The organism is Candidatus Limimorpha sp. (assembly GCF_056203535.1).
Window position 1 is genome coordinate 1 of the sequence record NZ_JBADWU010000096.1, and the last position, 26,234, is coordinate 26,234.

Sequence of the window (26,234 nt, forward strand, 5' to 3'; positions counted from 1 at the left end):
TTGACCTTTCTGCGTACAAACATGCCCGCAAGGTACGAATTTTCGGGCTTGCGTCACCCACGTCACCATCTTGATTTTTAAACAATATTGATTTTTAGCAAGTTACAAACATTAAAAAAACAGCTGTCAAAGTCAGGAAAAAACTTAGGCATCTATATACTTTCAGACCCAAACAGAGATTCCCGTCTAGCGACGGGAACGGAGACCGTGGGGGATAAACAAAGAGCGGCGGCGACTAAGTTTCACACTAAACGCGATGACAGGTCGCCGCCGCTTGTTTACGAGTCCCTAAGTCCTCCATTCCCGACCAAAGGGCGGGAATCCATATAAATTCTTTTCGCTACAAAATCAGTCATCTGTTATACTACAGCCAATCATTTTTTTGTCACTCAAATTAAATTAAAAAGTTTATGGCAGCCAAATTTAGATATTTATCTGTCGTGATTTTTAGCGCGAAAACCTAAGATTTTGAATCAAAACATAAACTTTTGACACGAAATCGGGCTCACGAATCAAAAAAAATGTCTTCATCGCCACTTCTGAATCAAAAAACAACCCTTTTCCTTGTCAAAAGTGGCATAATCCATCCAATTTATTGAAAAACAAGGTGTCAAAAAATGTCACTGTTTTCAAAATCCATCATTATATTTTTGCGCCAGCAATCAGCTGAGAGCGTAGCCAAGCGGCATCCCGTAGGTAGTCCCATCTCGAAGCTGTGAGCAGGCACCCCTCTCTTGGGACTGAGGGTACTGCCGGAAAGGATTTAAAATCATGTCAATCCTTGAACATAACCCAGCAACCCCTCTACAAGAGATCAATAAGGAGGCAAGTTGCACCATCACCAAGCCAGGACGCTTCTCTTTCTTCAGAGCGCCCGCAAAAACCGTCATGCCGTATAAGGCTGCCGACATCAAAGGGGTGTACCAATACATCACGCTCTACTCCCCAGCCCAGTCGGCCACTAACGCGCTCCGCGCCATCGACGACCCCAAGCAAGCCCGCGAGTTCAAGGCTTCGCACTTCGACTTCGTGTGCTTCTCCGGCACCTTCGGCTACCGCAAGGATGACGGCCTTATCCGGCACAGCGGCTTGCTCTGCCTCGACTTCGACCATGTGGGCAACCGCTTTGTCTTGTGGGAACTGCGCCAACGGCTCATCGCCGACCCGTTCTTCACCACCTGGCTGCTGTTCACCTCGCCCAGCGGTGACGGCCTCAAATGGGCCGTCAGCATCGACCTCAACCTGTGCGACCACCGCACCTGGTTCCGCGCCTTGCAAAACTATGTCCGTAGCACCTACAACCTCGAAACGGACGAGAAATGCAGCAACGTGTCACGCACCTGCTTCCTCCCCTTCGACGGCAACTGCTACGTCCACCCTTCAATACTTAATGAACCCGATGTATGTCCCTTCTAACCGCTACACCAATGGAAAACAATCAGAATAACACCGAGGTCTTCGACCCTATCTATTGGGCCAACCTCAATAACGGCAAGACCACAAAGTCCAACGAACCGATATCATCCATAGTGGTCCACCCTGCAAACGGCACTTCGGGCAGCGACGACACGACAGCACAAGTCACCGAGCTGGCAGAAATCATCGTCAGCCAAGGCATCGACATCACCGAAGGCTACGGCAACTGGCTCAAACTCGGCTTCGCCCTCAGCGACGGGCTGGGTGAAGAAGGTAGAGACATCTACCACAACCTCAGCCGCATGAACGCCGATTACGACCCCGCCGAATGCGACAGGCAATACAATGCTTGTCTGCACAGCCAGGGCCAAGGCGTCACCCTCAAGACCTTCTTCCAGATGGCCAAGGATGCCGGCATCGACCTGAGCAGGTTCGCCAAAGAGCACAAAGGCACCGACACCGTCCCTTCGGCAACTTGTGCCAAAAATGCCAATGTGCCAAATGACACAGATAACGAAAAAGAAGGAAAAACACCTGTTTCGTGCAATTGTGCAACAGGATGGCACGATGGCACAGTGGCACAATCGGAGCCCATGCTACCCGGCAATGGTAAGACTTTTTGCGACAAGATAGCCCGCGAAGAATGGCCCGAGTTCTGTCTTCCCATCCTCGACAGCCAGAACGACATTGTGGGGAAAGACAAGATGATACTCGGTTCGCTCAACCTCGTGTCAGGCATTTTGCCTAAGAGCCTTTACAGCATCTACGACCGGCGCCGCGTTTACGCACCGCTCTACAACATCCTTTACGGAGGTTTCGCCACCAAGAAAGGCGACCTCGAGGCCTGCAAACAGTTGGTCGTTCCCATCAAGAATGAGATGCGTCGCCTCTACGAAGCCCAAAAGGACACTTACGACCAAGAGGTGGCCACATGGGAAAACGCACCCAAGGGAGGACGGGGACCTGCACCCGTCGAGCCTGTCATGCGCACGCCTTTCGTTGCCGCCAACAGCTCGACATCAGCCATCTACCGGACCCTCGATGCCAACGAAGGCTGGGGACTGATGTTTGAGACCGAAGCCGACACCCTAACCAACATGCTCTCAAAAAGCGACTATGGCGACTACAGCGACCTGCTGCGCAAGGCGCATCACCACGAGTGTTCGACGATGGTACGCGTCAGCGAACACCTCAACATCGAGATTGAAGAGCCTCGTCTTTCAGTGCTGCTCACCTGCACGGGCTCACAGTTGCCTTTGCTCTTGCCCGCCAGCAATGTGAACAACGGTTTAGCATCGAGGTTCCTTTTCTATGCCCTACCCGACAGCAAGGTTGAGTTCCGCAACGTGTTCGAAGGCAACGACATGCCCATCGAAGACATCTTCAAGGAACGTGGCCAGAGAATCCTCTGCCTCTATCATACCTTGCTCGACCGCGAGTCGCACCCCATCCAGTTCCTGATGACAAAGTCACAGCAACAAGAGTTCGTCAGCACCTTCAACGAGGTGTTGAAAGAGCAGTTCGCCATGCTCGGCAACGGCATCCAAGGGTTCATCTTCCGATTAGCATTGGAATGTTACCGTTATGCCATGGTGCTGACCGCGTTGCGACGTCTATCCGAACGCTACGGCAGCGAAGAAGGTCTCTTCGATGACGACGAGCAGGCTCTGGTCTGCGACGACCGCGACTTCCACATCGCCATGACCATCATCGGCTGCCTGGTCAACCACACCGGACGCGTCTATGCCGTCATTGGCGGCAACAGCGACGACCCCTTTGCCAAGGCTCCTTCCCAACCTTCGACCGAACTCAAGAACTATTTCATGGCACTTCCCGATGGCCGTGAGTTCAAGACCGCCGAAGCTATGGAGGTGGCCGCCAAGCAAGGCATACCCGAACGCACCGCCAAAAGGCTGTTAGGCGACATGGTGAACCGTTTCCTGGTTCTCGACCACCCACGGCACGGCTCTTATCACAAAATCAGAAAGGAGGAATAAGCTATGGACAAATTCCCCATCCGTTCCTACACTAAGAAGGAATTGGCCTTCTGCTATTTCCCCACTGCCGAAAATCCACATTCGGCCGTCAACCACCTGATGAGATGGATTAACAACTGCACGCCGTTGCGCAATGCCCTCGAAGAGCAAGGCTACCAGAAAACCGCCAAATGGTTCTCGCCGCGCGAAGTCCGTCTCATCATCGAATACCTCGGCGAACCGTAAATCCATCTTTAAGTTGGTGCCTAACAGAGTCTCAAACACAGATTTTTGATTGATTTTTGACTTCGATTTTCATCGGATTTCTTGCCGAAGGCAATCAAAAAAAACAAAACCAGAACAATTGTTTTACAAAATGTCCTCGAATCGCACGCAACGTATAGCATCGTATAGGTGCCCAATCGCGTCGTTGTATTTTTGCATCGTGATTTCAAGGCAAGGCCTACCGAACGGCTACCGAATGGCTACCGAAGGAATGAGGTCGGGAAAACGGACGAATAAAGCCTGCCTAAAGTCGCATAACCAAATTATAAACCTTTATCCCCGCTACCCGCTCCGCGGAATACAAAAGACCTCCCTTAGGGGAGGTTGGGAGTGGAAAACAAGATGGCAAAGATAACCCCCATCAACGTAATCAAAGGCATCAGTGGCAAGTACGGCAAAGGATCGAACGACTACTTCGCCACCAACTCATCGAGCAACAAGATCCGTCTTGCAAAGCTCAGCAACCCATTCAAAGGCCCTGCCTCCGAGAAGCAGTTGGAGCAACAGGCGAAATTCGCCGCCCGTTTGGCTGCGGCAAGTGCTTGGCTCAACGCAAACAAGCCCAACGAGACGAACGGACCAAAGGGAACGGAGTTGTACCAGTATGCCCAGAAGCTGAAATTCCAATTCGAGCTCAGCAACATCACCCAAGTGCTCTACAAGTACATGGATGAGAACAACGTCATCAACCTTCCCGAAGCAGGAAATGGCAAGGTTCACCCTTACAATCTTGCTCCGCACGAACCTGAAGACTGACACTAACGGCCTCAGACTGATGACAAGCCAGCCCCAGCACCTTGCGGTGCCGGGGCTGCGCTGTTTTTACTGACATTCCCCAAAAACAGACATCATTCCCTTGAAAAAGTGTGTAATTTCAAAAATATTCGCTTGAAAAAGTGTGAGAATTTCGAATTATTCGCTTGAAAAAGTGTGAGAATTTCGAATTATTCCCTTGAAAAAGTGTATTTTTGCAGCCTAACAATGAAAGGAATCATCGTATGTTGAAACGCAAGATGGAAGAAACGCTGCTGCGCTGGAAAGATACAAAAAATCACAATCCATTGGTTATTAAAGGAATACGCCAATGCGGAAAAACATATATCGTTCAGCAATTTGCGAAAACGAATTATAGGAACACGGTTTATGTCAATTTTTCACTTCAACCTGAAAAAATCAGCGCCTTTGTCGGGTCGAAAAATGTGGATGTCATTTTGATGAACTTATCCACGATGATGCCTGAAGCGAAATTCGTCCCCAACGACACCTGCATCATCCTCGATGAGATACAGGATTGTCCCGATGCCAGAACAGCCCTGAAATCGTTCAAGCTGGATGGCCGTTTCGATGTCATCGCCACCGGATCGCTGCTTGGAGTGAAAGGTTATGGAGCCATGCAAAAGAAAGGAGCCACACCATCGTTAGGCAAAAACTCCGTTCCCGTTGGCTATGAGACCATCGCCGAGATGTATCCTCTTGACTTCGAAGAATTTCTGTGGGCAAATGGTATCCGACCGGAAGTAATCGATTTGCTACGGACAAGTCTCAAAGAGGAACGTCCCATTCCCGAAGGCATTCACCAGACCATGATGCAGCTTTTGTATAGGTATGTGGCGGTGGGCGGCTTGCCCGAGGTCGTCAACAAGTTCCTGGAAACAAAGCATTTCGGTCAGGTCTCGAAGGTTTTCCAATCCATCATCAGCGAATACGAAGACGACATGACGAAATATGCCGACGACAATGAAAAGGCTCGCATCCGCGAATGTTTCGAGTCGATTCCAAAGCATTTAGCCAAGGAATACAAGAAGTTTCAGTATTCGACCGTGCGGAAAGGTGGACGTGCTGCCGATTATCAAGGAAGTCTGCAATGGCTTGAAGATGCAGGAATCATACGCCGATGCTACAACACGACCATCACCGAACTGCCCTTGGAAGGAAATGCCATCGACGATTGTTTCAAGGTATATGTTTCCGACATCGGACTGCTGGTCGCCATGCTCGATTCCGGCACGCGCACCGACATCCTTCAAGGCAACCTGCATGGCTACAAAGGCGCCATCTTCGAGAATCTGGTAGCGGACTTCTTAGGAAAGAAAGGCCAAAAACTGTATTACTTCCACAAGGATTCAGGCCTCGAACTCGATTTCCTGGTTCGCTATCAAGGTGAATGTGTGCCATTGGAAGTGAAAGCCAAGTCGGGAAAAGCCAAAAGCCTGACGACAGTGCTGAAAAATGCCGAACATTACCATGTGACAAAGGCAATGAAATTTGGCAACTACAACATCGGACGCGAAGGCCCGTTGCTCACTTTACCGCTTTACATGGTTTTTCTCCTTGATTTCGAGGACGATGACAGCATCACGATAGAAAACATCGACATCGACGGAATCAACAGGATGGCAATAAATAACCCAACAAACAAACATTAACACCCATGCAAATCAACGAATCACTGCAACAATACATTGAAAACGAGATTTTGCCCCGTTACGACCATTTCGATGCCGCCCATCGCCGCAACCACGCCGACGACGTCATCAGGAGGAGCCTCGATTTGGCTGCGCATTACGACGTCAACATTGATATGGTTTATGCCATCGCCGCTTTCCACGACACAGGCCTTTGCGAAGGCCGCGACACACACCATCTGGTTTCGGGGCGCATCATCCGTGAAGACACCTTTTTAAAAAAGCATTTCACTGCTGACGAAATCGAGACCATGGCGCAAGCCGCCGAAGACCACCGCGCTTCGAAAGGCAGCGAACCGCGCAGCATTTATGGCAAAATCGTCGCCGAAGCTGACCGACTCATCATCCCCGAAACCGTCATTCAGCGTACCATCCAATTTGGATTGGACCATTATCCCGAATTTGACAAAGAAGGTCAGTATCAGCGTTTTCACCAGCATATCATGGAGAAATATGCCGATGGCGGCTACCTGAAGTTATGGCTGCCCGAATCGGAAAATGCCGCCAAGTTGGAAGAACTCAGGAGCATCATCCGCGATGAGGAAAAACTCAAGGCTTGCTTTGAAACGGAATATCAGAAATTGATGCAATAGTTTTTCTAAAAGTCTATTTGTCCAATTGTCAAAATGTCCATAAGTCCAAAAGTCTAATTGTCCAAAGGTCTAATTGTCCAAAGGTCCATAAGTCCAATCGTCCAATTGTCAAATTGTCAAATTGTCAAATTGTCCAAAAGAAAATCCCCATCATTCCAAATAAATTCATACTTTTGCACCCAAATTTTTGAGTACTATGTTTGAAGGATTAAGCGAGAAACTTGAACGCTCGTTCAAGATATTGAAAGGCCAAGGCCGCATCACCGAAGTCAACGTGGCCGACACCATGAAGGAAATCCGTCGTGCATTGTTGGATGCCGATGTCAGTTATAAGATTGCAAAAGACGTCACTAACAACATCAAGGAGAAGGCTTTAGGTCAGAAAATCCTTACCGCCGTGAAGCCTGGCGAAATGATGGTCAAGATCGTCCACGACGAGTTGGCCGAACTGATGGGCGGCGAAGCTACCGAAATCAACCTCAAAGGACAGCCAAGCATCATCCTCATCGCTGGTCTGCAAGGTTCCGGTAAAACCACTTTTTCCGCCAAACTAGCTTCCTACCTGAAACGCAAGAAGAGCAAGAACGTGCTGCTCGTGGCTGGCGACGTTTACCGTCCGGCTGCTATCGACCAATTGAAAGTCCTTGGCGAACAGGTTGAAGTTGAAGTGTATAGCGAAGAAGGAAACAAGAATCCGGTTCAGATTGCCCAAAACGCCATCGAATACGCCAAACGCCAAAACAAACACGTCGTCATCATCGATACCGCAGGCCGTTTGGCCGTTGACGAGCAGATGATGGACGAAATTGCAAACATCAAGAAAACTGTTCAACCTCATGAAACACTGTTCGTAGTCGACTCCATGACTGGTCAGGATGCCGTCAACACAGCCAAGGCTTTCAACGACCGTCTTGATTTCGATGGCGTAGTCCTCACCAAACTCGATGGTGACACCCGTGGCGGTGCCGCCTTGACCATCCGCACCGTCGTCGAGAAACCTATCAAGTTCGTCGGTATCGGCGAAAAGATGGATGCCTTGGATGTCTTCTATCCGAAACGTATGGCCGACCGTATCCTCGGCATGGGTGATATCGTTTCTCTCGTTGAACGCGCTCAAGAGCAGTTCGATGAAGAAGAAGCCAAGAAACTGCAGAAGAAACTGGCCAAGAACGAGTTCAACTACAACGACTTCCTAAAGCAAATCCAGCAAATCAAGAAGATGGGTAACCTGAAGGATCTGGCCAGTATGATTCCTGGCATGGACAAGGCTTTGAAAGGCGAAGAAATTGACGACGACGCTTTCAAGAGCATCGAAGCCATCATCTACTCCATGACGCCAGCCGAACGCGAAAACCCAAGCCTGCTCAACGGCAGCCGCCGCAAGCGCATTGCCCTCGGCAGCGGCACTTCAATCGTCGAAGTCAACCGCCTCGTCAAGCAATTCGAAGAAACCTCAAAGATGATGCGCATCATGACGACCGGTGGCGGCAAAAAAGCCATGCGTATGATGAGCGCCATGAATGCAAGAAGAAGATAATGTTTTTTTTTCAGGTTCCAGATTTCTTAATCTTTTGAATCTTTAAATCTTGAATTTTTAAATTTTAAATCTTTAAATCTTAAATCAAAGAAGATGAACAAGATAATTGACGGCAAAGCCATTGCCGAACAAATGAAAAAAGAAATCGCTGCCGAAGTTGCAGACATGATTGACCATGGCATGGATGCCCCGCATTTGGCAGCCATTATCGTTGGTGAAGACGGCGCAAGCCAGACCTACGTCGCATCAAAAGAAAAAGCCTGTCACTCCGTCGGCATGACTTCTTCGGTCTACCGTCTTCCGGAAAGCATCACCGAGCAGCAACTGCTTGAAACGATTGACTTCCTGAACAAAGACCCCGAAATCAGCGGATACATCATCCAACTTCCTCTGCCAAAACATATTAACGAGACAAAAATCATCAACGCAATAACCCCTGAAAAAGATGTTGACGGTTTCACAAGCATCAATGCGGGCAGAATGCAGTTGGGTCTCCCTTGCTTTGTTCCGGCTACTCCTTTTGGCATTGTTGAACTCATCAAGCGTTCCGGCGTTGACACCGTTGGCAAAAACGTTGTCGTTTTGGGACGTTCAAATATCGTTGGCACGCCTGTGGCCGTTCTTCTGTCGCGCAAAGGTTTCGACGCTACCGTCACCCTGTGCCACAGCAAGACACAGAACCTGGCCGAAATCACACGCCAAGCCGACATTATCGTGGCTGCCATCGGCAAGCAAGGCTTCGTGACCGCCGACATGGTGAAGCCTGGCGCAACCATCATCGATGTTGGCATTCATCGCATCAACGCTCCCGAAAGCCCGAAAGGTTATGTCATTAAAGGCGATGTCGACTACGATGAAGTCGAAAAAATCGCAGGAAAAATCACCCCTGTACCAGGAGGCGTTGGTCCAATGACCATCGTTTCGTTGCTGCACAACACCTTGATGGCCGCCAAGCACGAAATCTATCCAAAGGATTGAAAAACTTGCTTGTATTTATATTATTGATTTGCGCCATGACATCCAATGTTGTGGCGCAAACTATTGGTAACCCGCCCTTCCGTTCCTATTTGCCGGAAGAAGTTAGGGAAACTTCCGGACTGTTTTTCCACAACGGAAAAATCTGGACTCACAACGACAGCGGCGGTCAACCCATACTTTATGCTTTGGACACGACCAATTTTGAAATCGTCCAACGCATCACTTTAGTCAATGCAAAAAACAAGGACTGGGAAGATGTGTGTACCGACGGCGAAATGGTTTTCGTAGGCGACGTAGGCAACAACAAAGGTTCACGCGACAACCTGAGAATCTTCACTTTTCCTTTGAATGCAATCCCACCAGAAGGTGATGCCGAAATCACAGTCGACACCATAAAATTCCGCTTTGGCGACCAAACCGACTTTGAAAAACGCAAGCAAGACACCGATTTCGACTGCGAAGCCATCTTTGCAACCGACAAATACCTTTATCTTTTCAGCAAGAACTGGGTGACGGAAACCACACGGCTTTACCGCCTCAACAAAACCGGCAAAAACCAAGTTGCAGAAGTCGTAAGTTGGTTTAATTCAGATGGTTTGGTCACGGGAGCAGATTATAACAAAGAGAAAAACGTTTTGGCCATCGTAGGCTACCGCAACAAGATTTGGGAGCCTTTTCTCTATCTCATTTCCGATTTCGACGAAGATATTTACAAAGCCAAAGGCATCCGCATAGCACTGCCCAATCACCTTGGCTGCCAAACCGAAGGCATCTGTTTTTACAACGATTTGAAATGCTTCATTTCGGCAGAAACCTCACCGACATCCTCAACAAGAATCTTCACCGTCGATTTCAACAAATGGATTGACCGGACGAGACCGTAATCTTTTTCTTTTTTATTGTCAGACAGCACAATAATCTTATCTTTGCCGTGTTTTTACTGACGACATGAAAAGATTGACATTCATATTCTTATTGGTTTTGATGGCAGCAGCAGTGCCAGCCCAGACCAAAAAAGCCGCGAAAGCCTACGCCGCAGCAGAAGAAGCGTTTTTCAACAAAGACTACGACCTCGCCCAAAAAGAGCTTGACAAGGCCTTGGATGCAGACCCAAATCATTGCTATTCATGGCTTTTGCAAGGTGATTTAGCCTTGACAAAAGGCGATTACCAGACCTCAGTATCGGCCTACGAACGCGCACTTTCCATCGACCCGACCATCAGAATCGGGAAAGAATTGGAGTTGGCAAGATTCAGGAAGGAAATGCAGGAAAATCCCGTTCCATTCAATCCGCAAAGTATTGGAAACCAAGTCAACACAAGCGATGACGAGTATATCAACATGGTGCTTTTTGATGGGTCGAAAATGCTTTTGACACGCCGCATCCATTCCAAAAACACTTTCGATGAAGAGAGCCTTTTCCAAAGCGAATGGCAAGACGGACAATGGCAACTGCCACAGCTGTTCGAACTGCCCAATCTGCAAAGCAACTGCATCGGAGCGGCCTTTTGCTCACCTGACGGTCAAAACCTATATTTTTCATACAACGATGGCGATCCGCACGGCAGCCGCGACATTCTTTCCGCCGAATTGGGAAATGGCACCTGGGCTTGGACAAAGAAAGTTCCGAATATCAATTCAAGCAGCTGGGAATCACAGCCTTGCCTCAGTCCCGATGGAAAGGAAATGTTTTTCACAAGAAGAGTAAAAAGCTATTCGCAAATCATGTATTGCACGCGCGACAGCGCGAATGGCGCATGGTCGCAGCCCAGAAGAATGGATTCCATTATCAACAAGACTGATGGCAACCAAATGGCGCCATTCCTGCATCCCGATGGCAAGACCTTGTATTTTTCGTCCGACAAACTGCTCGGCATGGGTGGTTACGACATTTTCATGAGTCAGCGCAATGCCAGCGGACAATGGAGCGAGCCTGTCAATTTGGGCTATCCCATCAATACGGAACAGGACGAAATCAATTTTTACGTTGCGCCTGATGGCAAAACCGCCTTCATTTCGTCGCAACGCGATGGCGGTTTTGGCGGTTACGACATCTACACTTTTGAATTAAACGAATCATTGCGTCCCGAAGCCGTCACCTATTTTGATGGCGAAATCGTGGAACTGGATGTTTATCCCGAAGAAATCACCCCTGGCGACACCTTGACAATCAAAAACATACAATTCGAGTTCAATAGCGCAGCTCTCACCAAAGATTCAAAAGCCGGCATTGAAAAAATCGCAGAATTGTTACAGTCTCATCCTGAATTTAATGCCGAATTGGCCGGTCACACCGACAATGTGGGCCATGAAAGCTACAATCAGAAACTTTCAGCCGACCGCGCCAACGCCGTCAGAAACGCCCTTATTAATATAGATGTAAAATCAGACAGGTTGACGGCAAAAGGTTACGGCAGCTCCCAGCCTCTTGTCCCGAACGACTCGGAAGAAAATCGGGCAAAAAACCGCAGGACTGAACTAATTATTTTGAAATAGTGCTATCTTTGCGCCCAAAATACACAATCACCATGAAAAAGACATTTTCTCTTTTAGTTTTATTATTTGCAGCAATATTTGCTCAAAGCGCACCTGTCAGTATTGAAAAAGCACACAGCGTTGCATCCAAGTTCTTGACCGCCAATGCAAAAAGTAATGTCAGCCGAAATGCGGAAGTCGTTTATACCTTTACCGCCACAGACGGCACGGCCTGCATTTACGTTTTCAACACCGACAAAGGTTTCGTCCTCGTTTCAGCCGACGACCACGCATACCCTATTTTGGGCTATTCCGAAGAAGGCCAGTTCGACATCGACCAGATTCCCGAAGGTCTTAATTTTCAACTGAATAGTTTTGTTGAACAGATTGAATGGGCTATTCGCGAAGACTACATCACCGATGATGTCGTTGCACAATGGCGGCAGGTCGAATGTGATGGCAACCTTTTGTCACACAGAAACGAAAGAACAGTAGATGCTTTGATTAGAGACACTTGGAATCAGAATTGCTATTATAACGACTTATGCCCATACGACAAAAACGGTCCTTGCGAGCGTGTTTATGTCGGCTGCACAAGTCTTGCCGTCGGACAAATCTTGCGTTACTGGGAATATCCCGAACATGGTCAGGGCACGGTTTCATACACGCCTTCTGGCTATCCTTTTCAATCTGTGAACCTTTCTGAAGCCACCTATGATTATGCGAACATGCCCGACAATCTTACTGGTGGAAGTCCAGAAATTCAACGCACCGCCACAGCCACCCTGCTTTGGCATATTGGCGTAGCCTTACATGCCAGTTACGGCCCCAACGGAACAAGTGCAATCCCCGAGAACGTTCCCAACGTGTTAAAGAACAACTTCCTATACACCAACGGATTATATGGACAATGGAAAGACGACAACGATAGCTGGATCACGCAATGCAAGGCTTCCCTCGACCAAGGTTGCCCTATTCATTACAGCGGTTGGAGCGAAAGTGGTTCTGGCCATAGTTTCGTCTGCGACGGCTACAACAGCAACGACCAATTCCATTTCAATTGGGGATGGAGCGGTTCTGGAAACGGATATTATGCGATTGGAGCCTTAAACCCTTCAAGTCACGAATATAATTCAAGCAATTACGCCATCTTCAACATCCGCCCACGAACCGATGTCTCTTGCAACATCAACTTAACGGCAAATCCTAATAATGGAGGAACCGTCAGCGGCGGCGGCACCTTTCAGGAAGGGCAGTCCTGCACCATCAGCTCAACAGCCAACTCTGGTTACACTTTCCTTAACTGGACTGAAAACGGCAATTTCGTCTCCTCCTTTGCAAATTACACTTTCGCCGTGACAGGCGACAGAAACCTCGTGGCGAACTTCACACAAAACGCCTATACAATTGCCACATCGTCCAATCCTTACATTGGCGGGAGCACCTCTGGTGGCGGCAATTTCACACACGGTCAATCATGCACCGTTCACGCCACGGCAAATGCGGATTACACTTTCACGAACTGGACCGAAAACGGAACGCAAGTCTCCACTAATGCCGACTACACTTTCAACGTGACGGGCAACCGAAACCTTGTAGCCAATTTCAGTCAAAGCAATTTCACGATTACGACATCGGCCAACCCGAACAATGGCGGAACGACCACTGGCGACGGTTCTTATATGCTTGGCCAATCGTGCACCGTTCAAGCCACGGCAAACATGGGCTACACCTTCGCAAACTGGACCGAAAACGGAACAGAAGTCTCCACTGATGCCTCGTATACCTTCAACGTGACAAGCAACACGAATCTGATTGCCAATTTCGAAGCCGAAGTTTATGAAATCACCGTCGATTGTGATGCTGAAATGGGAACCGTTAGCGGTGGCGGGAGTTTCATTTACGGACAGACCTGTGGCGTGTTTGCACAAGCCAAAGATAATTACATCTTCGAGAATTGGACTGAAGACGGAATCGTGGTAGCAACAGACAACCTCTTCTCTTTTGAAGTGACCGGCAATCGCAATCTGACGGCAAACTTCTTACCCACCATCGTCGAAATCAGTGCCACGACCAATCCTGAAAACAGCGGAACAATAACAGGGACTGGCATTTACAGCCTTGGCGAAAGCGTCACGCTTTCAGTGCTGCCAAATGCCTACTACACCTTTGAAAATTGGACGGAAAACGGCGAAATCGTCTCAACCGAACCTGAATATACCTTTGTCGTCAACGGAGAAAGGGACCTCGTTGCCAACCTGTATTATTTCGATGGCATAGTCAATCATGAGGAAAGCGATTTCATAGTCTACCCGAATCCGGCCCACGATTTCGTCATTATCGAAGGCAACGGCATTAAGGAAGTCAAGATTTACAATCTTTATGGCCAGCTCCTGCTTTCCGAAGACATCAGCGATAATTCTGAAATCAGGCTGAACATCAGCAACATTCACGCACCAGTTTGTTTTGTCGTGCTTCACACCGAAAGCGGAACCATCACAAAGCGCATCATCAAGGAGTGAGGTATGAAAAGAAAACTTGGACATCTTGCGCTGATATTCATTGCTTTCATCCAAATGTCTTGCACCAAAGACCCTACTGAAAAAGAAACGTCATTTTCAATTTTAGGTGACAGCTATTCGACTTTCGAAGGCTTTGTGACCCCTGAAAGCAATGACGTTTGGTACAATTTGCCGCCTGACAACTACATCAACGTCACGGATGTCAGCCAGATGTGGTGGTGGCAAGTCCAAAAAGCCATGAATTGGGAACTCGACCACAACAATTCTTTTTCCGGCTCGGTTCTTTGCAATTGGGACACCACAAATTATTATGGGCCACATTCTTTTATTCGTCGTGCCGATGATTTGGGGAATCCCGATGTCATCTTTGTTTTTGGCGGCACCAACGATGTTTGGCAAAAAGCGCCACTCGGCGATTTCCAATATAATGATTGGACGGATGAAGACCTTTGTCTTTTCCGTCCCGGATTGGCTTTTCTATGCGCGAAACTCAAGCGGAGCTACCCCACAGCAAAGATTTACTTTATGGTTGACATGCAACTCGGTCAGGAAATAGTCGATTCTTTTCACACCATCATTGCTCATTACCAAGTGAATTATATTGATTTGTACGGCATTGACAAAGACTGGGACCATCCAACGGTATTTGGGATGAAATCCATTGCAGATCAAACGATTGCTGCAATTCGAAAATGATTTAATGACGGAAACGGTATCTGACCGTCAAGTCCTTCATGTCGGGTTGGGGAACATCCCAATAGGGCTTTTCTCCATCTTCGTTATCGTCCTCAATTTCATCATTTTTGTCTTCGTCATTTTCTTCTTCCCAATGAAATTCTTCCTTTTGCGGCCCTTTGCGACGATAAATGAAAGCGAGAAAAACTCCCGTAAGGAATCCTGCCAGATGGCCTTCCCATGAAATGTTCATCGGCTTGGCGAACACGGGAATCATGCCCCAGATGAAACTGCCGTAAAGGAACACCATAATCAGCGAAATGGCGATCAGCTTGGCATCGCGGCGAATGAAGCCGCTGGTAATGAGGAAAAGGTTCAGGGCATAAACCAAGGCACTGGCACCGACATGAACACCCTGCGTGGCGATACACCAGGTGAGCAAACCGCTGATGAAAATTGACAAGGCAAAAACCTTCGGGGCGATGCTCTGGTAACAATAGAAAAGCGCCGTGCCCAAGACAAGTATGGGAACGCTGTTGGTAAACAGATGCTCCCAACTGGCATGAAGGAAAGGCATGGTGAAAATGCCGTAAAGGCCTTTCCATGAATGCGGCATCATGCCATATTTGCCCAAATCGATGCCAAAACAATACTCCATCAGTTTCACAATCCACATAAGGACAACGAAACAGACGGGAACGAACAGACACCCGAAAAATTTTTTCTTTTCCTGCTTTTCTTCCATAGCGATGCCGTTTTTGCAATAATTGTGCCTTTGCAAATATCGGTAATTATGGCAGAGAAAATCGCTGTAAAAATGGCATTATTTCTTCCAAACGTTCACGATTTCACCGATGTAGGCATAGTGGATGCCCATGCCTCGGTCGCCATAGAAGGCTTTCACATCATCGCAAAGTTGGTCCAATTCAAATTGGTGCGCATAGATGATTTTGCACTCGATGGCGAGATTGGCTTCTTCGAAAATCGGGTTGCCCAGCTCGGTGAAGGTAGGGTGGAGGCCAGCCGGAGTGAGTTTGTCGCCTTCGCGGCCGGAATGTGAGCCAATGTAAACCAAAGCGTCGTGCATCTCCTCAGGAAAAGCGGTGACGGTGAAATATTCGTTGCGTTGCATAAATTCGTGCGTGTAGCGGTCGGTGGAGACGTAGACCGTGAAAATCGGCTTGTTCCAAAGCACGCCGAGGTCGCCCCAGCCGATGGTCATGGCGTTCATGTCGCCTTCCTTGCCGACGGCGAGCGCCATCCAGTCGTCGCGCAACATGCTGACCGTGTTGCGGATTTGGTCGGGTTCAATTGCCTTCCAAGTTGCTGAATCGTTGCTCATTTCTGTTTCAGTTTCAGTAGTTTGAATTGCGTTTTCTTTCTCGTTGCATGATGCCAATCCGAAGAGCATCAGTACTGCAAAGATACAGGATTTGATTGATTTTGCCATGATATGATGTTTAAATGTGATTGCCGAGTTTTGTGCCGACATACATGCCCGCCCAGACGAAAAGCAGACAAAGGACAACGGTGCCCAAAATGTAGGCGCCAGCGTTGAGATAATTACCCGAACGCAACATTTCCAACGACTGCGCCGAGAAAGTGGAGTAGGTGGTTAAGCCGCCGCAAAGGCCGACGGTGAGCATGAGTTTCCAATCTCCATTCGTGCAGGCCGCCATGAAAAGTCCGATGAGGAACGCGCCGATGCCGTTGACGCTTAATGTGGCTATCCAAGAAGAACAATGCAAGGCGTTGCTAGCAAGGGTGGCCAAATAGCGCAGTATGCTTCCCGCTGCACCGCCGAGACCGACTATGAGAATGTTTTTGAGCATGATGGAGAGATATAATTCTTGTCTTACTCCTTGATAATGAAAATAATGTCAGATAAAGCTCTGTATTCCTTACCAGCAAAGCTAAAATGGATTTCCTGTAAGGTTTTTTCGTTGAAATTTTCCAAATAGGAATTTATTTTGGGCTCCATCAAAGAAAAAGCCCGTTTCATTTTCCAAGATTGAGCAAAGTCGGTGGAATCTACTAATACGATGAAGAGCCTGTTTTCTGCTCCGAATAATCTTGGACTTTGGTTTTCGTAAAGCCATTTTGTAAGTTCAATCGGATTCGCTTGGGCTTCTTTAACAATCTCTTTTTTAACGTTGTTAAGTTTGTCGGTGATGTTTTTTTGATTATGAAGTTCCAATTCTTCTGTTAGATGATAAAGCTGCTCTGTATCTGTCAAATTCCTGTCGGGTGTTATGCCATGAAGTTTTGCTTGCTTTTTCAGCCATGTCAGTTCGCTGTTTCCCAATTTCTGCATTATCTTTTCGCCCATGAACTGTGCAGGGAAATAGGTGACTTTCAAGTCTATTGGGAAATCTTCGATAAAGAAATCCACGCTTTTTATCTCTCCAACTGCCGACAGCACTTTTTCGTGTTTCTTGAAAATGGATTCGATTAGGTATGAAGTCCAATTGTTATACCAACTAATCCTTACGAAATCCCATGCATTGGAGGCAATCCTGTCAAACTTGCTTTGCAGAACATCGTAGTCACTGATGACCTTTACATATCTGCGGATAAGGTATTGGTCTAATGAGTTTTCTTGGTCTCCTCCCCAAACGTAATTGTCGATTCTACGCAATCCGCTTTTTAGCTTTTCTTCATCAACTCCAAATTCTTTGTACCATTCATTATTCCTGTTCTTGAGAAATGAGTCAAGCATTTGCTCTCCCTTTGGATGCTTTTCAAGCAAATCATACAGTTCTTGGAATTGCTCTGTGATTATTGATTTTTTTAGTGTCAATTTGTTTGCTTCGGTAAATTGCTTTATTTGTTTCCCTCTGCAAACAGCTCTGACTTTTAACCAAATGAGTCCGTTTTTGTTATGGTTGAAGGCAAAAAGGTTTTGATTACGGAATTCCGTATTCCAATGTTCGAAGTTGGTCATTATGATGTTTGTTTTGGTGTACAAATTAAAAGGATTTCGCTACTGCCAGCAACACTGCCTTTCCCACCTTTGGAATTGCAATACATTTTGTCCTTAACTCTGACATTTCTGTAAGGTTCTATCAATGAGATCATTGAGTTGATGTCAGGGAAACTCCTGTCGTTATAGCTGATTATCCAATATGGAATGTGTTGTGAAAGACAGAATAATTCTTTAAAAGAATCAACGATTTCCGTTTTCTTGTCAAAGCCACTGTGTCGTTGAGGCTCGTATCGTTTTGTGCCGTTCACAAACTGCTTGTCTTTCCAATATTCAGTGTAAGTTTCCAATAGGTGATAAAAACCTTGATAATCAGCGTGGCTGTCGCAGTATGGTGGGTCAAAATAGGCCAAATCAATGTTTTGCAATCTTGGCAGCAGGCTTAGAATGTCATCGTTGTAGCTTTGGTTTTCTTGGCCATTATCGAAGACGGCTTCATTGTATTTGGGAAGGATTTCTAAAAAAAGTTCTTTCACAGGACGTATCAGGCTTCGGTTGCGTTTCACTCTTTCAGGGTCATTTGCGTAATTAAGTGCTTGTGTATGTGCAAAATGTCCCATGGTGATTTTGCGGGTCAAACTACGGTTCATGACAGCAAAGGCTAATGCTTGTTTGTATGGGTTGGACAGCCTTGGAATATTTGCCCTGAAATTGTCGATGAATACAGAATCACTTTGTTGAAAGAAAATTCCTGTGAACACGTTTTCCATCAAAGTGTATTCGGATTTGTCAGGTGCAGGTTGAAATAACATTTCAATATCAGAACGTGATAAAGTTTCGCTTTTGTTCTCGATTAATGCTTTCCCAATCTGATTGTTGAAACTCAGAAAATCATTCGTAATAGTCTTAAAACCATTTTGTTTGAAGAAGTAGCTGACAGATTGTGACCCGGAAAAAGCATCAAGGACGGTGTGGATGTTTTGGGGTATAAACTGGTTTATCCATGGCAAATGGGAAATTTTAGCCCCCAAATACTGTGGCTTAGGGAATTGATACGAGAAATACTTATATTCTTCAAAAAGAGAATCCACCATCACAAGGACATTTCGACCATTGATTTTTCTTTGCGCAAAATTACGGATAATATTTCAATATGGATTGATTTTCAAGGAACAATTATCCGTAAAGTTGTTAATGCTAATTTTTCAAAGAAGTGATGGGAATGACAAAAACACCGTCAGGACGTTGGTAGGCCGCGCTGCTTAAACCGCAAACGACAGCCAGAAACGACGGCGCAATGCCGTCGGGTTCGGCTTCTATGCTGGATTTTATTTTCAATAGGTTCTTGGCGGCTTCGTCGATTTGATTTGCGCCCAACTTGATTTCGACACCACCCCAACGGCCATCGGCAAGTTCAATCACGGCATCGATTTCGTTGCCTTGATAGTCTTGGTAGTGATAGAGTTTTGCACCGAAACTTTCCGCGTAAATCTTTAAGTCGCGTTCGCATAAGGCTTCGAAAAGGAATCCCAAAGTGTTGAGGTCGTTGAGCAGCATTTTGGGAGTTATGTTCAAAAGGGCGCAAGCCAATGACGGGTCGGCAAGATGCCGTTTCTCGGATTGCTTGATACGTACCGAAGAGCGTACTTTGGTAGAAAATGGCGGCTGATTGTCAATGAGAAACAATCTGCTGAAAATGTCAAGATAGGTGGCGACGACATTGATGTCAATGTCCTCGTCATCAATGGCTTTGATGTCGTTTTTGAGCGTTTTATTGCTGGCGGTAGTGCTTTCGTTTCTCGCCAAGGAACGCAGCAGCAGAAGCATTTTCGAGGTGTCGCGCTTGATGCCGTCCATGCGGTACACATCATCGCTGACGATGGCTTCGATGTATTGTTTTGGCAACATGGCAGCACGCTGCATACTGAGTCCGATGTTGGCTGGCCAACCGCCGCGCACAATGAGTTTGATGAGTCTTTGCAGCTCGACTTCACCGGTAAATGCGGCTTTGGTTTGACCTTCGCAAAGTTCTTTCAAAGAGATTTTCCCATCGGAGTCGCCTGATTCGTAAAGCGACATGGGACGCATCCTTAATCGGGCAATTCGTCCGGCACCGCTGTGCAAAATGCCTTTGTGATTCGGTGTCGCCGAGCCTGTGAGAATGAATATGCCTTTTTCGCCGCGTTCATCGACTTTGTAACGCACGGCATCCCATAGCGACGGTACTTCCTGCCATTCGTCAATCAGGCGGGGCGAGGTGCCTTCAAGGATAAGCGCAGGATCCATGACGGCCATTCTGCGGTTCTGGAAGTTGCCTTTCGGATCGCCTAAATATATTTCGCTATTGCAGTGAAAGGCCGAAGTCCAAGTCTTGCCGCACCATTTCGGACCTTCAATGCAAACGGCACCAAAGGCTGAAAGATGTTCTTCAACTTCGTCATCGATGATTCTCGGCTTGTAGTTCGACTTGTCCATTTTTTACCTCCTTTGCATTGTCTCAATCTGACATATTCTTTAATTTCAATCTGACGGATTTTTAATTTTCAATCTGATGGATTTTTAATTTAAAATATTGTAAATCAAATATGTTGTATGTTTTTATCGTTGATTTTTACGATGCAAAAATACGAATATTTTTAATATGTAAAACTCTGGCTGATGTTTTATGAAAAATAGGTCAAAATTCTTTCAAAAAAGAAATCCAATAATGGATGTTTCATCACTCAATTCCATATTTATCCGCCAGCAAATCAAGCAGTTCGTCGGCTTGCGCCATGAATTGTGCGGCTTCGTCTTTCCATTCGGGATAAGAGTCTTGCACGCCGCGCATTTGGTTCATTTTCGACAGGAAATCCGTGTTTCTTTGCAATTGCTTGAACATGGGCAGCATTTTGTGGCAAATGGCTTGTGCTTCGACGTATTTGTCGTTTTCGATGCATTCGCTTAACGCAACCAAATCGTCAGCAGTGGAGTTGACGAACACTTTTAGGATGCTTTCGATGGCTTCGTTGTCGTTGCCCATCATGGCCGAAAATTCGGGAAAGTCTTCCGCAAAATCGTTTTTGGTTCCTGCGTTTCCGTTTGTCTCTTCCTGGATTTCGGCTTGTCCGAAAATGTTCTCCAAATCGCTGAGGTTGAATGGTTTCATCAGGAACCCGTCGAAACCTTCTTCTTGTGCTAAGGTCTGAGTATACTCGGAACGGGCAGTCATGAGCAGGACAGGTTTCGTGGCATCTTTTTCCTTGAAAAAATGAAGAATGTCGTTGCCCGTCACGGCACCCATTTCACGGTCGGTGAGGATGAAGTCGAAAGGCGAAACATCTTCAAGGGCGGCTTCTACATCGGCTTTCGAGCGGCATGGAATGGCTTTGTGGCCAAGGCGCCGCAGCATGTTGTCGGTCACGGAAAGCAAAGTGTCGTCGTCATCGATAATCAGAATGTTTTTTGATGAGCAAGCTGCAACTGGTTCGTTTTGAGGTTCTTCCTGCAATTCGTATTCCACGGGTATTCTTACGGTGAAATGCGTGCCTTCACCGACTTCCGATTCCACATGAATGTCGCCTTCGAGCAGGTCGACGAGACCTTTCACCACCGAGAGACCGTAACCGCTGCCTTCGGCAAGCGTGTTGTAGGTGTCGATGCGCACAAAAGGTGTGAAAATTTCGTTGATTTTGTCAGCTGGAATGCCGACGCCTGTATCGGTGATGTGGAAAACGATGTGACTGTTTTCAAAACTCACCTTGAAATCGACCTGACCTTCCAAGGTATATTTGATGCTGTTAGAAATCAGGTTGCTTGCTATTTGCTTGATTTTCAATCCGTCTGAAATTGCCGTCAAGTTGTCTTTTACGGAAGTGGAATAATGGAAAGTCAGATTCTTTTTCTGCGCGATAGGTTCAAACATGGTGGCAACTTCGCCACACAAACGGTTGATATTGAACGGGCTTTTCTCCACTTTCAGTTTGCCTTGTTCGAGGCTCGAGAAATCCAATAGATTGGTGAGCAGGTTGAGAATGTGGTCGGCTGACTGCTGTATGGAACTGATTTCCTTTTCGTTACCTTCGGAATTCATGAGTTCGACATTGCCCATGATGGAAGTCAAAGGCGTCTTGATGTCGTGCGAGACGGAAAGCAACAGTTTGTGGCGGCTTTCCATGATTTCTTCGGTCTTTTTCTTGGCTTCTTCGGCTGCGCGACGGGCACGGTAGGCCTTGTTTACATCGTTGAGAATCAATGCGACAAAGATGATAATGAGAATCATGACCACGGTGCCGATGATGAGCGACAGCCTTGTGTTTTTCTCAATGATGACTTCGCTTTCCTCGATTTCCTTGACAGATGTGTCGAGAATGTCTTGGTTGAGGTTGAGCAGCAAGGTGGAAATCTGTTCCGAAAGCCGATTGTCGTCGCGGATGAGTTCGTTGGTCTTGGCCTCAAATTCCTTCACCTTGGCTTGGTATTCGCTTTTTGCCTTGACCGACAGCGTTTTAATGTCGTTAATCAGGGCTTGCGAAGTGGTGTCGGCTTTTTGCTGCGGCAAGGTGTCGACGCGTTGTGTTGTGATTTGCACAATGCTATCTTCGTCGGTAGGATTGAACACATTTCCAACACGTTGCCAGAATCCTTTCCGCTCTTTGGGTTTGTGTATAATGGTGTCTTTTGTCACGGTGGTGACGTAAATGGGTTCGGGTGCCGGAGGTGGCGTGTATCCGCTGATGGCATTGTCGATTTCGGCTAACGGATCGAAATAATAGAACTGCCGTGAAAGCACATAGCTGATTTGGCCTTTGCGCTGAATCAGGTTCTGAATGTCGGCCAAACGTTGCGCATTTTCTTCGCTTGGGTCGTTTTCAATCAGCGAGTCACAAATGCATTTTATGGTTTGCGTGTGCGTGCGGAACTGTCTCAGGTACTTCGAGTTATCGGAAAACGCATAAAGGTTGGCAGCCGATTGCGCTTGGTGAACGGATTGGGTCAGTTCGCTGGTTAAGGCGAGCGCACGGTTCTGCTTGTCGATGTTGAGCCGCTGGTTCATGATTGAATTGCGCAGGCCATAGACATACGACAGAATGAAGCAGCAGGCAGCAACGATGAAAATGTTGGCAATGACCACTTTCCAGCTTGTCCGCCGCTCGTAAATCCGTTTTTTGTTTTTCTGTTCCGACATAATGCCGCAAAAGTACGGAAATTTCCTATTTTTGCGCAAAATTTAATGCAAATGCAAATCTATGTCAACGAGGTCGAAATGACCATTTTCGATGGTGCGCGTGTGATTGATGCCGCCAATCGTTTCATCAATGAATTCGAACTTTACGAAAAACTGCGCCGTCTCTCGGTGCGCGACGCTTACGGTAACAAACTTAGCCTTGATGGTGAACTCCATGAAGGCAGCAAGATTTTCTTGGACTGATGGTTGCTGATATGCCTGGCTCGTTGAGCTTGTCGAAACGATTTTTTTTCTTGAAAATCAATTTATTATAAATAACGCCTAATCATGAAACGTCATTTCCTGTTTTTCCTTTGCTTAGCATTATTGTGCTCATGTCAAGGAAACCATAACGATGGCAATGCCAAATCTGATTTCAAATCGGATTCAAACCTTGAAAAAGAGATTGTCATCCTGAGTGTCAACGATATGCACTCGAGCATCGACATGTTTCCGCAATTTGCGGCCATGGTCGACAGTTTGCGAAATGTTTATCCCGGCATGCTGCTGTTTTCGGCTGGCGACAACCGTACGGGCAATCCGGTCAACGACCAGTACAATCCCGTGAATCACCCGATGATTGCATTAATGAATAAGGTGTGTTTCGATTTGTCGGCGGTTGGCAATCACGAGTGGGATGCTGGAACCGATAATTTGCGGCAAAACATTGAACAGGCCAATTTCCCTTTCGTTTGCGCAAATGTGACACAAAAAGATGGCCTAAATCTGGATATTAAGCCATACGTTATGCTTGAAAATCAAGGCGTAAAGATTGCTGTCGTCGGTATGATTGAGGTGCGTCACGATGGCATTCCGGGCGCGCATCCTTCCAATCTGACTCAGGTCAACTTCAGGAAAGCAATTGATGCAATGCCTGAATATCAGCATCTTCGCGAACAGTGTGATGTGATGATTCTGCTTTCGCATCTCGGTTTTGAAGACGATGTGGAGTTAGCCCAAGCCAATCCGTATCTGGATGTGATTTTAGGCGGTCATTCCCACACTTTGGTTGAATTTCCGACCGAGCATAACGGCGTTTTGGTCACGCAGGCAGGCTCTCATCTGAAATATGCAACCTTGACCAAAATTAAGGTGAAAGGTGGCAAAGTCATCGAAAAGAATGCCGTTACGCTTAATGTCAAGGCTTTTCGGAAAATCAATAATGAAGTCAAGGTCATGGTTGACGGTTACAACGATTCGCCGACCTTGAATGAAGCCATTGGAACGGCTTTGACGAAATTCGAGAATCCGGAGGAACTCGGCTGTTTCATGACTGATGCCGTCCGTGAGATTTCGGGTGCCGATTTCGCTTTCCAAAACACGGGCGGCGTGCGCGTCAACTATCTGAAAAAGGGACCGATTACGGTTAAGGACATCTACATGATTGACCCGTTTGGCAACGACATCGTCGTTTTTGAAATGACGGGACAGCAGGTCAAGAATTACATCATCAACACCTATCGGAAAAATGGCAGTTATCCGTCTTACGTTTCGGGCATGACTTACGAGATGCAAACTGACGGAAAATTAGGCGTTTACGTTACGACTGATTCAGGCCATTTTTCCACGAAGGCAACCTATAAGGTGGCGATGAACAGCTATATGGCCTCCACCGTGCATTTTGAGAGTCTTGATGATGGCCAAAGCCAATACATGACCTCCGAAGAAATGATGATTGAATTTTTGCATCGCCATAAAACCGTTGATTATCAAGGAGTAAAGAGAACAAAGTAAAATTCTTTTGTTTAGTAAAAACACTTTTTGTATTTTTGCAGCCCTAAATTTAAAAGAAAAAGATGAAGAAAGTTTTGTCGATTTTCGCAATGGCTTTATTATTAGTCAGTTGCCATCCCAAAAAGGAAGTGAAATTAATTGATGCCGCTAATTTCAATAAGGAAGTTGATGGCAAACAAGTCTCGTTGTATACCATGCACAATGGCGACATTACCATGCAGGTGACCAATTTCGGCGGTCGTGTCGTCGCTTTGTGGATGCCTGACTATCGTGGCAGTTTTGAAGACATCGTTTTGGGTTACGATAACATTGACAAATATCTGAACAACGAAGGCGAACGCTATCTCGGCGCAGTGGTTGGCCGTTGTGCAAACCGCATCAGCAATGGTTCGTTCACTTTGAATGATTCGGTCTATACGCTCCCAAAGAACGACGGCGAAAACACCTTGCACGGCGGTCTGAAAGGTGCCGACATGATTGTTTGGGACGTTGTTTCAGCTAATGATAGTGTGCTGGAAATGCATGCTCTCTTTGCTGATGGCGAAGATGGTTTCCCTGGCAACCTCGATGTGACGATGTCGTACACTTTGACGCACGACAATCAGTTCCAGATTCGTTACAGCGCCACTACCGACAAGACCACACTTTGCAACTTCTCGCATCATTCCTTCTTCAACCTAAAGGGCGAAGGCAACGGCGACATACTTGATCATGAATTGCAAATCAACTCACGTTACATGACCTTGATTAACGACAAGCTTGTCACCAATGGCAAGTTCTCGGGTGTCAAGAATACGCCTTTCGATTTCCGCGAAAAACATGCTATCGGCGACCAGATTGATGCCAAAGACAATCAGATTGAGTTTGCAAAGGGATATGACCACAATTGGATTGCTGATAAGAGCGACCCGAAAGCTTACGCCTGGGATGCTACTTTGATTGATCCAAAGAGTGGCCGTGAAATGCAGGTTTGGAGCGACCAAGTCGGCTTGCAGTTCTACAGCGGCAATTTCTTCGATGGAAAGTGCAATGGTAAATGCGGCAAGCCTCTGGCTTATCGTCAAGGCCTCGCTCTTGAAACGCAGTTCTTCCCGGATGCCATCAACCATGAGACTTTGGCTCCTATGCCAATCCTCAACCCTGATGAAGAATACCATCAGCTGTGCATCTATAAGTTCATCGTGAATCCTAAGCCAAAGAGAAGGTAATACAGACAAACATTTTCATAGTTTTTTCTAAGGCCTCAATTTGCTTGGGGCTTTTTGTTCGTCCAGCACGAAAGTATTCTAACGGGTGAAAGTCCCCAATGCGTCTTTATAGCGGGAAGCATACAGCCGGAGGCAAGGGTGTCCATCGTGAGTTGGAATCTGAAGGAAGCCCGAGGCAAACATCTGGCCTGACGGACAGAAACTACATATAAGGCAAAAGGTTGCGGATGAAGTGGCAAAG

22 protein-coding genes are annotated in these 26,234 nt (G+C 46.9%); 15 read left to right on the top strand and 7 right to left on the bottom strand.

From position 1 onward, the window contains the following. Positions 1-771: 771 nt before the first annotated feature. From AC06MN_RS11015 to AC06MN_RS11070, 12 genes are all read left to right on the top strand, one after another. Positions 772-1,416, top strand: a complete 645-nt coding sequence (locus AC06MN_RS11015) for a BT4734/BF3469 family protein (protein ID WP_475672430.1) — start codon at positions 772-774, stop codon at positions 1,414-1,416. A gap of 11 nt (positions 1,417-1,427) precedes the next feature. Continuing rightward, the gene (locus AC06MN_RS11020) at positions 1,428-3,413 is read left to right on the top strand and encodes a DUF3987 domain-containing protein (RefSeq protein ID WP_475672431.1); all 1,986 of its coding nucleotides are present in this window, start codon (positions 1,428-1,430) and stop codon (positions 3,411-3,413) included. 3 nt (positions 3,414-3,416) lie between these two features. Further along, the gene (locus AC06MN_RS11025; protein ID WP_475672432.1) at positions 3,417-3,638 is read left to right on the top strand and encodes a DUF4248 domain-containing protein; all 222 of its coding nucleotides are present in this window, start codon (positions 3,417-3,419) and stop codon (positions 3,636-3,638) included. 381 nt (positions 3,639-4,019) lie between these two features. Then, positions 4,020-4,433: a hypothetical protein gene (locus AC06MN_RS11030; protein ID WP_475672433.1), complete on the top strand. Its 414-nt coding sequence runs from the start codon at positions 4,020-4,022 to the stop codon at positions 4,431-4,433. Positions 4,434-4,675: 242 nt separating this feature from the next. Next, a complete protein-coding gene (locus AC06MN_RS11035; RefSeq protein ID WP_475672434.1) occupies positions 4,676-6,103 on the top strand; it encodes an ATP-binding protein in 1,428 nt (475 codons plus the stop codon). A gap of 5 nt (positions 6,104-6,108) precedes the next feature. After that, entirely contained in the window at positions 6,109-6,735 is a 627-nt protein-coding gene (locus AC06MN_RS11040; RefSeq protein ID WP_475672435.1) for an HD domain-containing protein, read from the top strand. 196 nt (positions 6,736-6,931) lie between these two features. After that, a complete protein-coding gene (ffh, locus tag AC06MN_RS11045) occupies positions 6,932-8,272 on the top strand; it encodes a signal recognition particle protein (protein WP_475672436.1) in 1,341 nt (446 codons plus the stop codon). Positions 8,273-8,365: 93 nt separating this feature from the next. After that, on the top strand, positions 8,366-9,250 hold the full coding sequence (locus AC06MN_RS11050; RefSeq protein ID WP_475672437.1) for a bifunctional 5,10-methylenetetrahydrofolate dehydrogenase/5,10-methenyltetrahydrofolate cyclohydrolase: 885 nt from the start codon (positions 8,366-8,368) through the stop codon (positions 9,248-9,250). Between the two features lie 35 nt (positions 9,251-9,285). Continuing rightward, positions 9,286-10,134 carry a hypothetical protein gene (locus AC06MN_RS11055; RefSeq protein WP_475672438.1) on the top strand — a complete coding sequence of 283 codons (849 nt, stop codon included), beginning with the start codon at positions 9,286-9,288 and terminating at the stop codon, positions 10,132-10,134. Between the two features lie 64 nt (positions 10,135-10,198). Then, positions 10,199-11,746: an OmpA family protein gene (locus AC06MN_RS11060; RefSeq protein ID WP_475672439.1), complete on the top strand. Its 1,548-nt coding sequence runs from the start codon at positions 10,199-10,201 to the stop codon at positions 11,744-11,746. Positions 11,747-11,778: 32 nt separating this feature from the next. Continuing rightward, complete coding sequence (locus AC06MN_RS11065) at positions 11,779-14,247, top strand: InlB B-repeat-containing protein (protein WP_475672440.1); 2,469 nt, start codon at positions 11,779-11,781, stop codon at positions 14,245-14,247. A 3-nt stretch (positions 14,248-14,250) separates the two neighbouring features. Then, positions 14,251-14,943 (top strand): SGNH/GDSL hydrolase family protein, encoded by a 693-nt coding sequence (locus tag AC06MN_RS11070; protein ID WP_475672441.1) that lies wholly within the window; start codon positions 14,251-14,253, stop codon positions 14,941-14,943. Position 14,944: 1 nt separating this feature from the next. Here AC06MN_RS11070 and AC06MN_RS11075 read toward each other — a convergent pair whose 3' ends face one another. From AC06MN_RS11075 to AC06MN_RS11105, 7 genes are all read right to left on the bottom strand, one after another. Beyond that, on the bottom strand, positions 14,945-15,667 hold the full coding sequence (locus AC06MN_RS11075; RefSeq protein WP_475672442.1) for a rhomboid family intramembrane serine protease: 723 nt from the start codon (positions 15,665-15,667) through the stop codon (positions 14,945-14,947). A gap of 78 nt (positions 15,668-15,745) precedes the next feature. Further along, positions 15,746-16,372 carry a flavin reductase family protein gene (locus AC06MN_RS11080; protein ID WP_475672443.1) on the bottom strand — a complete coding sequence of 209 codons (627 nt, stop codon included), beginning with the start codon at positions 16,370-16,372 and terminating at the stop codon, positions 15,746-15,748. A gap of 10 nt (positions 16,373-16,382) precedes the next feature. Then, positions 16,383-16,754 (bottom strand): fluoride efflux transporter CrcB, encoded by a 372-nt coding sequence (crcB, locus tag AC06MN_RS11085; protein WP_475672444.1) that lies wholly within the window; start codon positions 16,752-16,754, stop codon positions 16,383-16,385. Positions 16,755-16,777: 23 nt separating this feature from the next. Next, positions 16,778-17,641 (bottom strand): hypothetical protein, encoded by an 864-nt coding sequence (locus AC06MN_RS11090; protein ID WP_475672445.1) that lies wholly within the window; start codon positions 17,639-17,641, stop codon positions 16,778-16,780. A 224-nt stretch (positions 17,642-17,865) separates the two neighbouring features. Further along, a complete protein-coding gene (locus AC06MN_RS11095; protein ID WP_475672446.1) occupies positions 17,866-18,939 on the bottom strand; it encodes a DNA adenine methylase in 1,074 nt (357 codons plus the stop codon). Positions 18,940-19,042: 103 nt separating this feature from the next. Continuing rightward, positions 19,043-20,320: an ATP-binding protein gene (locus tag AC06MN_RS11100; RefSeq protein ID WP_475672447.1), complete on the bottom strand. Its 1,278-nt coding sequence runs from the start codon at positions 20,318-20,320 to the stop codon at positions 19,043-19,045. Between the two features lie 244 nt (positions 20,321-20,564). Beyond that, positions 20,565-23,012, bottom strand: coding sequence for an ATP-binding response regulator (locus AC06MN_RS11105; RefSeq protein WP_475672448.1), 2,448 nt, complete (start codon positions 23,010-23,012; stop codon positions 20,565-20,567). A gap of 51 nt (positions 23,013-23,063) precedes the next feature. Here AC06MN_RS11105 and AC06MN_RS11110 point away from each other — a divergent pair, with 51 nt between their 5' ends. The 3 genes from AC06MN_RS11110 to AC06MN_RS11120 all read left to right on the top strand — a co-directional run bounded on the left by AC06MN_RS11110 (position 23,064) and on the right by AC06MN_RS11120 (position 25,993). Continuing rightward, positions 23,064-23,255 (top strand): hypothetical protein, encoded by a 192-nt coding sequence (locus AC06MN_RS11110; protein ID WP_475672449.1) that lies wholly within the window; start codon positions 23,064-23,066, stop codon positions 23,253-23,255. 84 nt (positions 23,256-23,339) lie between these two features. Then, entirely contained in the window at positions 23,340-24,785 is a 1,446-nt protein-coding gene (locus AC06MN_RS11115; RefSeq protein WP_475672450.1) for a bifunctional metallophosphatase/5'-nucleotidase, read from the top strand. A 62-nt stretch (positions 24,786-24,847) separates the two neighbouring features. Further along, positions 24,848-25,993, top strand: coding sequence for an aldose epimerase family protein (locus tag AC06MN_RS11120; protein WP_475672451.1), 1,146 nt, complete (start codon positions 24,848-24,850; stop codon positions 25,991-25,993). The last annotated feature ends 241 nt before the right edge of the window (positions 25,994-26,234 follow it).

Excerpts from the sequence above, each read along its gene's own strand:
- AC06MN_RS11015 (WP_475672430.1), top strand. The coding sequence starts at position 772 with ATGTCAATCCTTGAACATAACCCAGCAACCCCTCTACAAGAGATCAAT.
- AC06MN_RS11020 (WP_475672431.1), top strand. The coding sequence starts at position 1,428 with ATGGAAAACAATCAGAATAACACCGAGGTCTTCGACCCTATCTATTGG.
- AC06MN_RS11025 (WP_475672432.1), top strand. The coding sequence starts at position 3,417 with ATGGACAAATTCCCCATCCGTTCCTACACTAAGAAGGAATTGGCCTTC.
- AC06MN_RS11030 (WP_475672433.1), top strand. The coding sequence starts at position 4,020 with ATGGCAAAGATAACCCCCATCAACGTAATCAAAGGCATCAGTGGCAAG.
- AC06MN_RS11035 (WP_475672434.1), top strand. The coding sequence starts at position 4,676 with ATGTTGAAACGCAAGATGGAAGAAACGCTGCTGCGCTGGAAAGATACA.
- AC06MN_RS11040 (WP_475672435.1), top strand. The coding sequence starts at position 6,109 with ATGCAAATCAACGAATCACTGCAACAATACATTGAAAACGAGATTTTG.
- ffh (WP_475672436.1), top strand. The coding sequence starts at position 6,932 with ATGTTTGAAGGATTAAGCGAGAAACTTGAACGCTCGTTCAAGATATTG.
- AC06MN_RS11050 (WP_475672437.1), top strand. The coding sequence starts at position 8,366 with ATGAACAAGATAATTGACGGCAAAGCCATTGCCGAACAAATGAAAAAA.
- AC06MN_RS11055 (WP_475672438.1), top strand. The coding sequence starts at position 9,286 with ATGACATCCAATGTTGTGGCGCAAACTATTGGTAACCCGCCCTTCCGT.
- AC06MN_RS11060 (WP_475672439.1), top strand. The coding sequence starts at position 10,199 with ATGAAAAGATTGACATTCATATTCTTATTGGTTTTGATGGCAGCAGCA.
- AC06MN_RS11065 (WP_475672440.1), top strand. The coding sequence starts at position 11,779 with ATGAAAAAGACATTTTCTCTTTTAGTTTTATTATTTGCAGCAATATTT.
- AC06MN_RS11070 (WP_475672441.1), top strand. The coding sequence starts at position 14,251 with ATGAAAAGAAAACTTGGACATCTTGCGCTGATATTCATTGCTTTCATC.
- AC06MN_RS11075 (WP_475672442.1), bottom strand. The coding sequence starts at position 15,667 with ATGGAAGAAAAGCAGGAAAAGAAAAAATTTTTCGGGTGTCTGTTCGTT.
- AC06MN_RS11080 (WP_475672443.1), bottom strand. The coding sequence starts at position 16,372 with ATGGCAAAATCAATCAAATCCTGTATCTTTGCAGTACTGATGCTCTTC.
- crcB (WP_475672444.1), bottom strand. The coding sequence starts at position 16,754 with ATGCTCAAAAACATTCTCATAGTCGGTCTCGGCGGTGCAGCGGGAAGC.
- AC06MN_RS11090 (WP_475672445.1), bottom strand. The coding sequence starts at position 17,641 with ATGCTTGACTCATTTCTCAAGAACAGGAATAATGAATGGTACAAAGAA.
- AC06MN_RS11095 (WP_475672446.1), bottom strand. The coding sequence starts at position 18,939 with ATGGTGGATTCTCTTTTTGAAGAATATAAGTATTTCTCGTATCAATTC.
- AC06MN_RS11100 (WP_475672447.1), bottom strand. The coding sequence starts at position 20,320 with ATGGACAAGTCGAACTACAAGCCGAGAATCATCGATGACGAAGTTGAA.
- AC06MN_RS11105 (WP_475672448.1), bottom strand. The coding sequence starts at position 23,012 with ATGTCGGAACAGAAAAACAAAAAACGGATTTACGAGCGGCGGACAAGC.
- AC06MN_RS11110 (WP_475672449.1), top strand. The coding sequence starts at position 23,064 with ATGCAAATCTATGTCAACGAGGTCGAAATGACCATTTTCGATGGTGCG.
- AC06MN_RS11115 (WP_475672450.1), top strand. The coding sequence starts at position 23,340 with ATGAAACGTCATTTCCTGTTTTTCCTTTGCTTAGCATTATTGTGCTCA.
- AC06MN_RS11120 (WP_475672451.1), top strand. The coding sequence starts at position 24,848 with ATGAAGAAAGTTTTGTCGATTTTCGCAATGGCTTTATTATTAGTCAGT.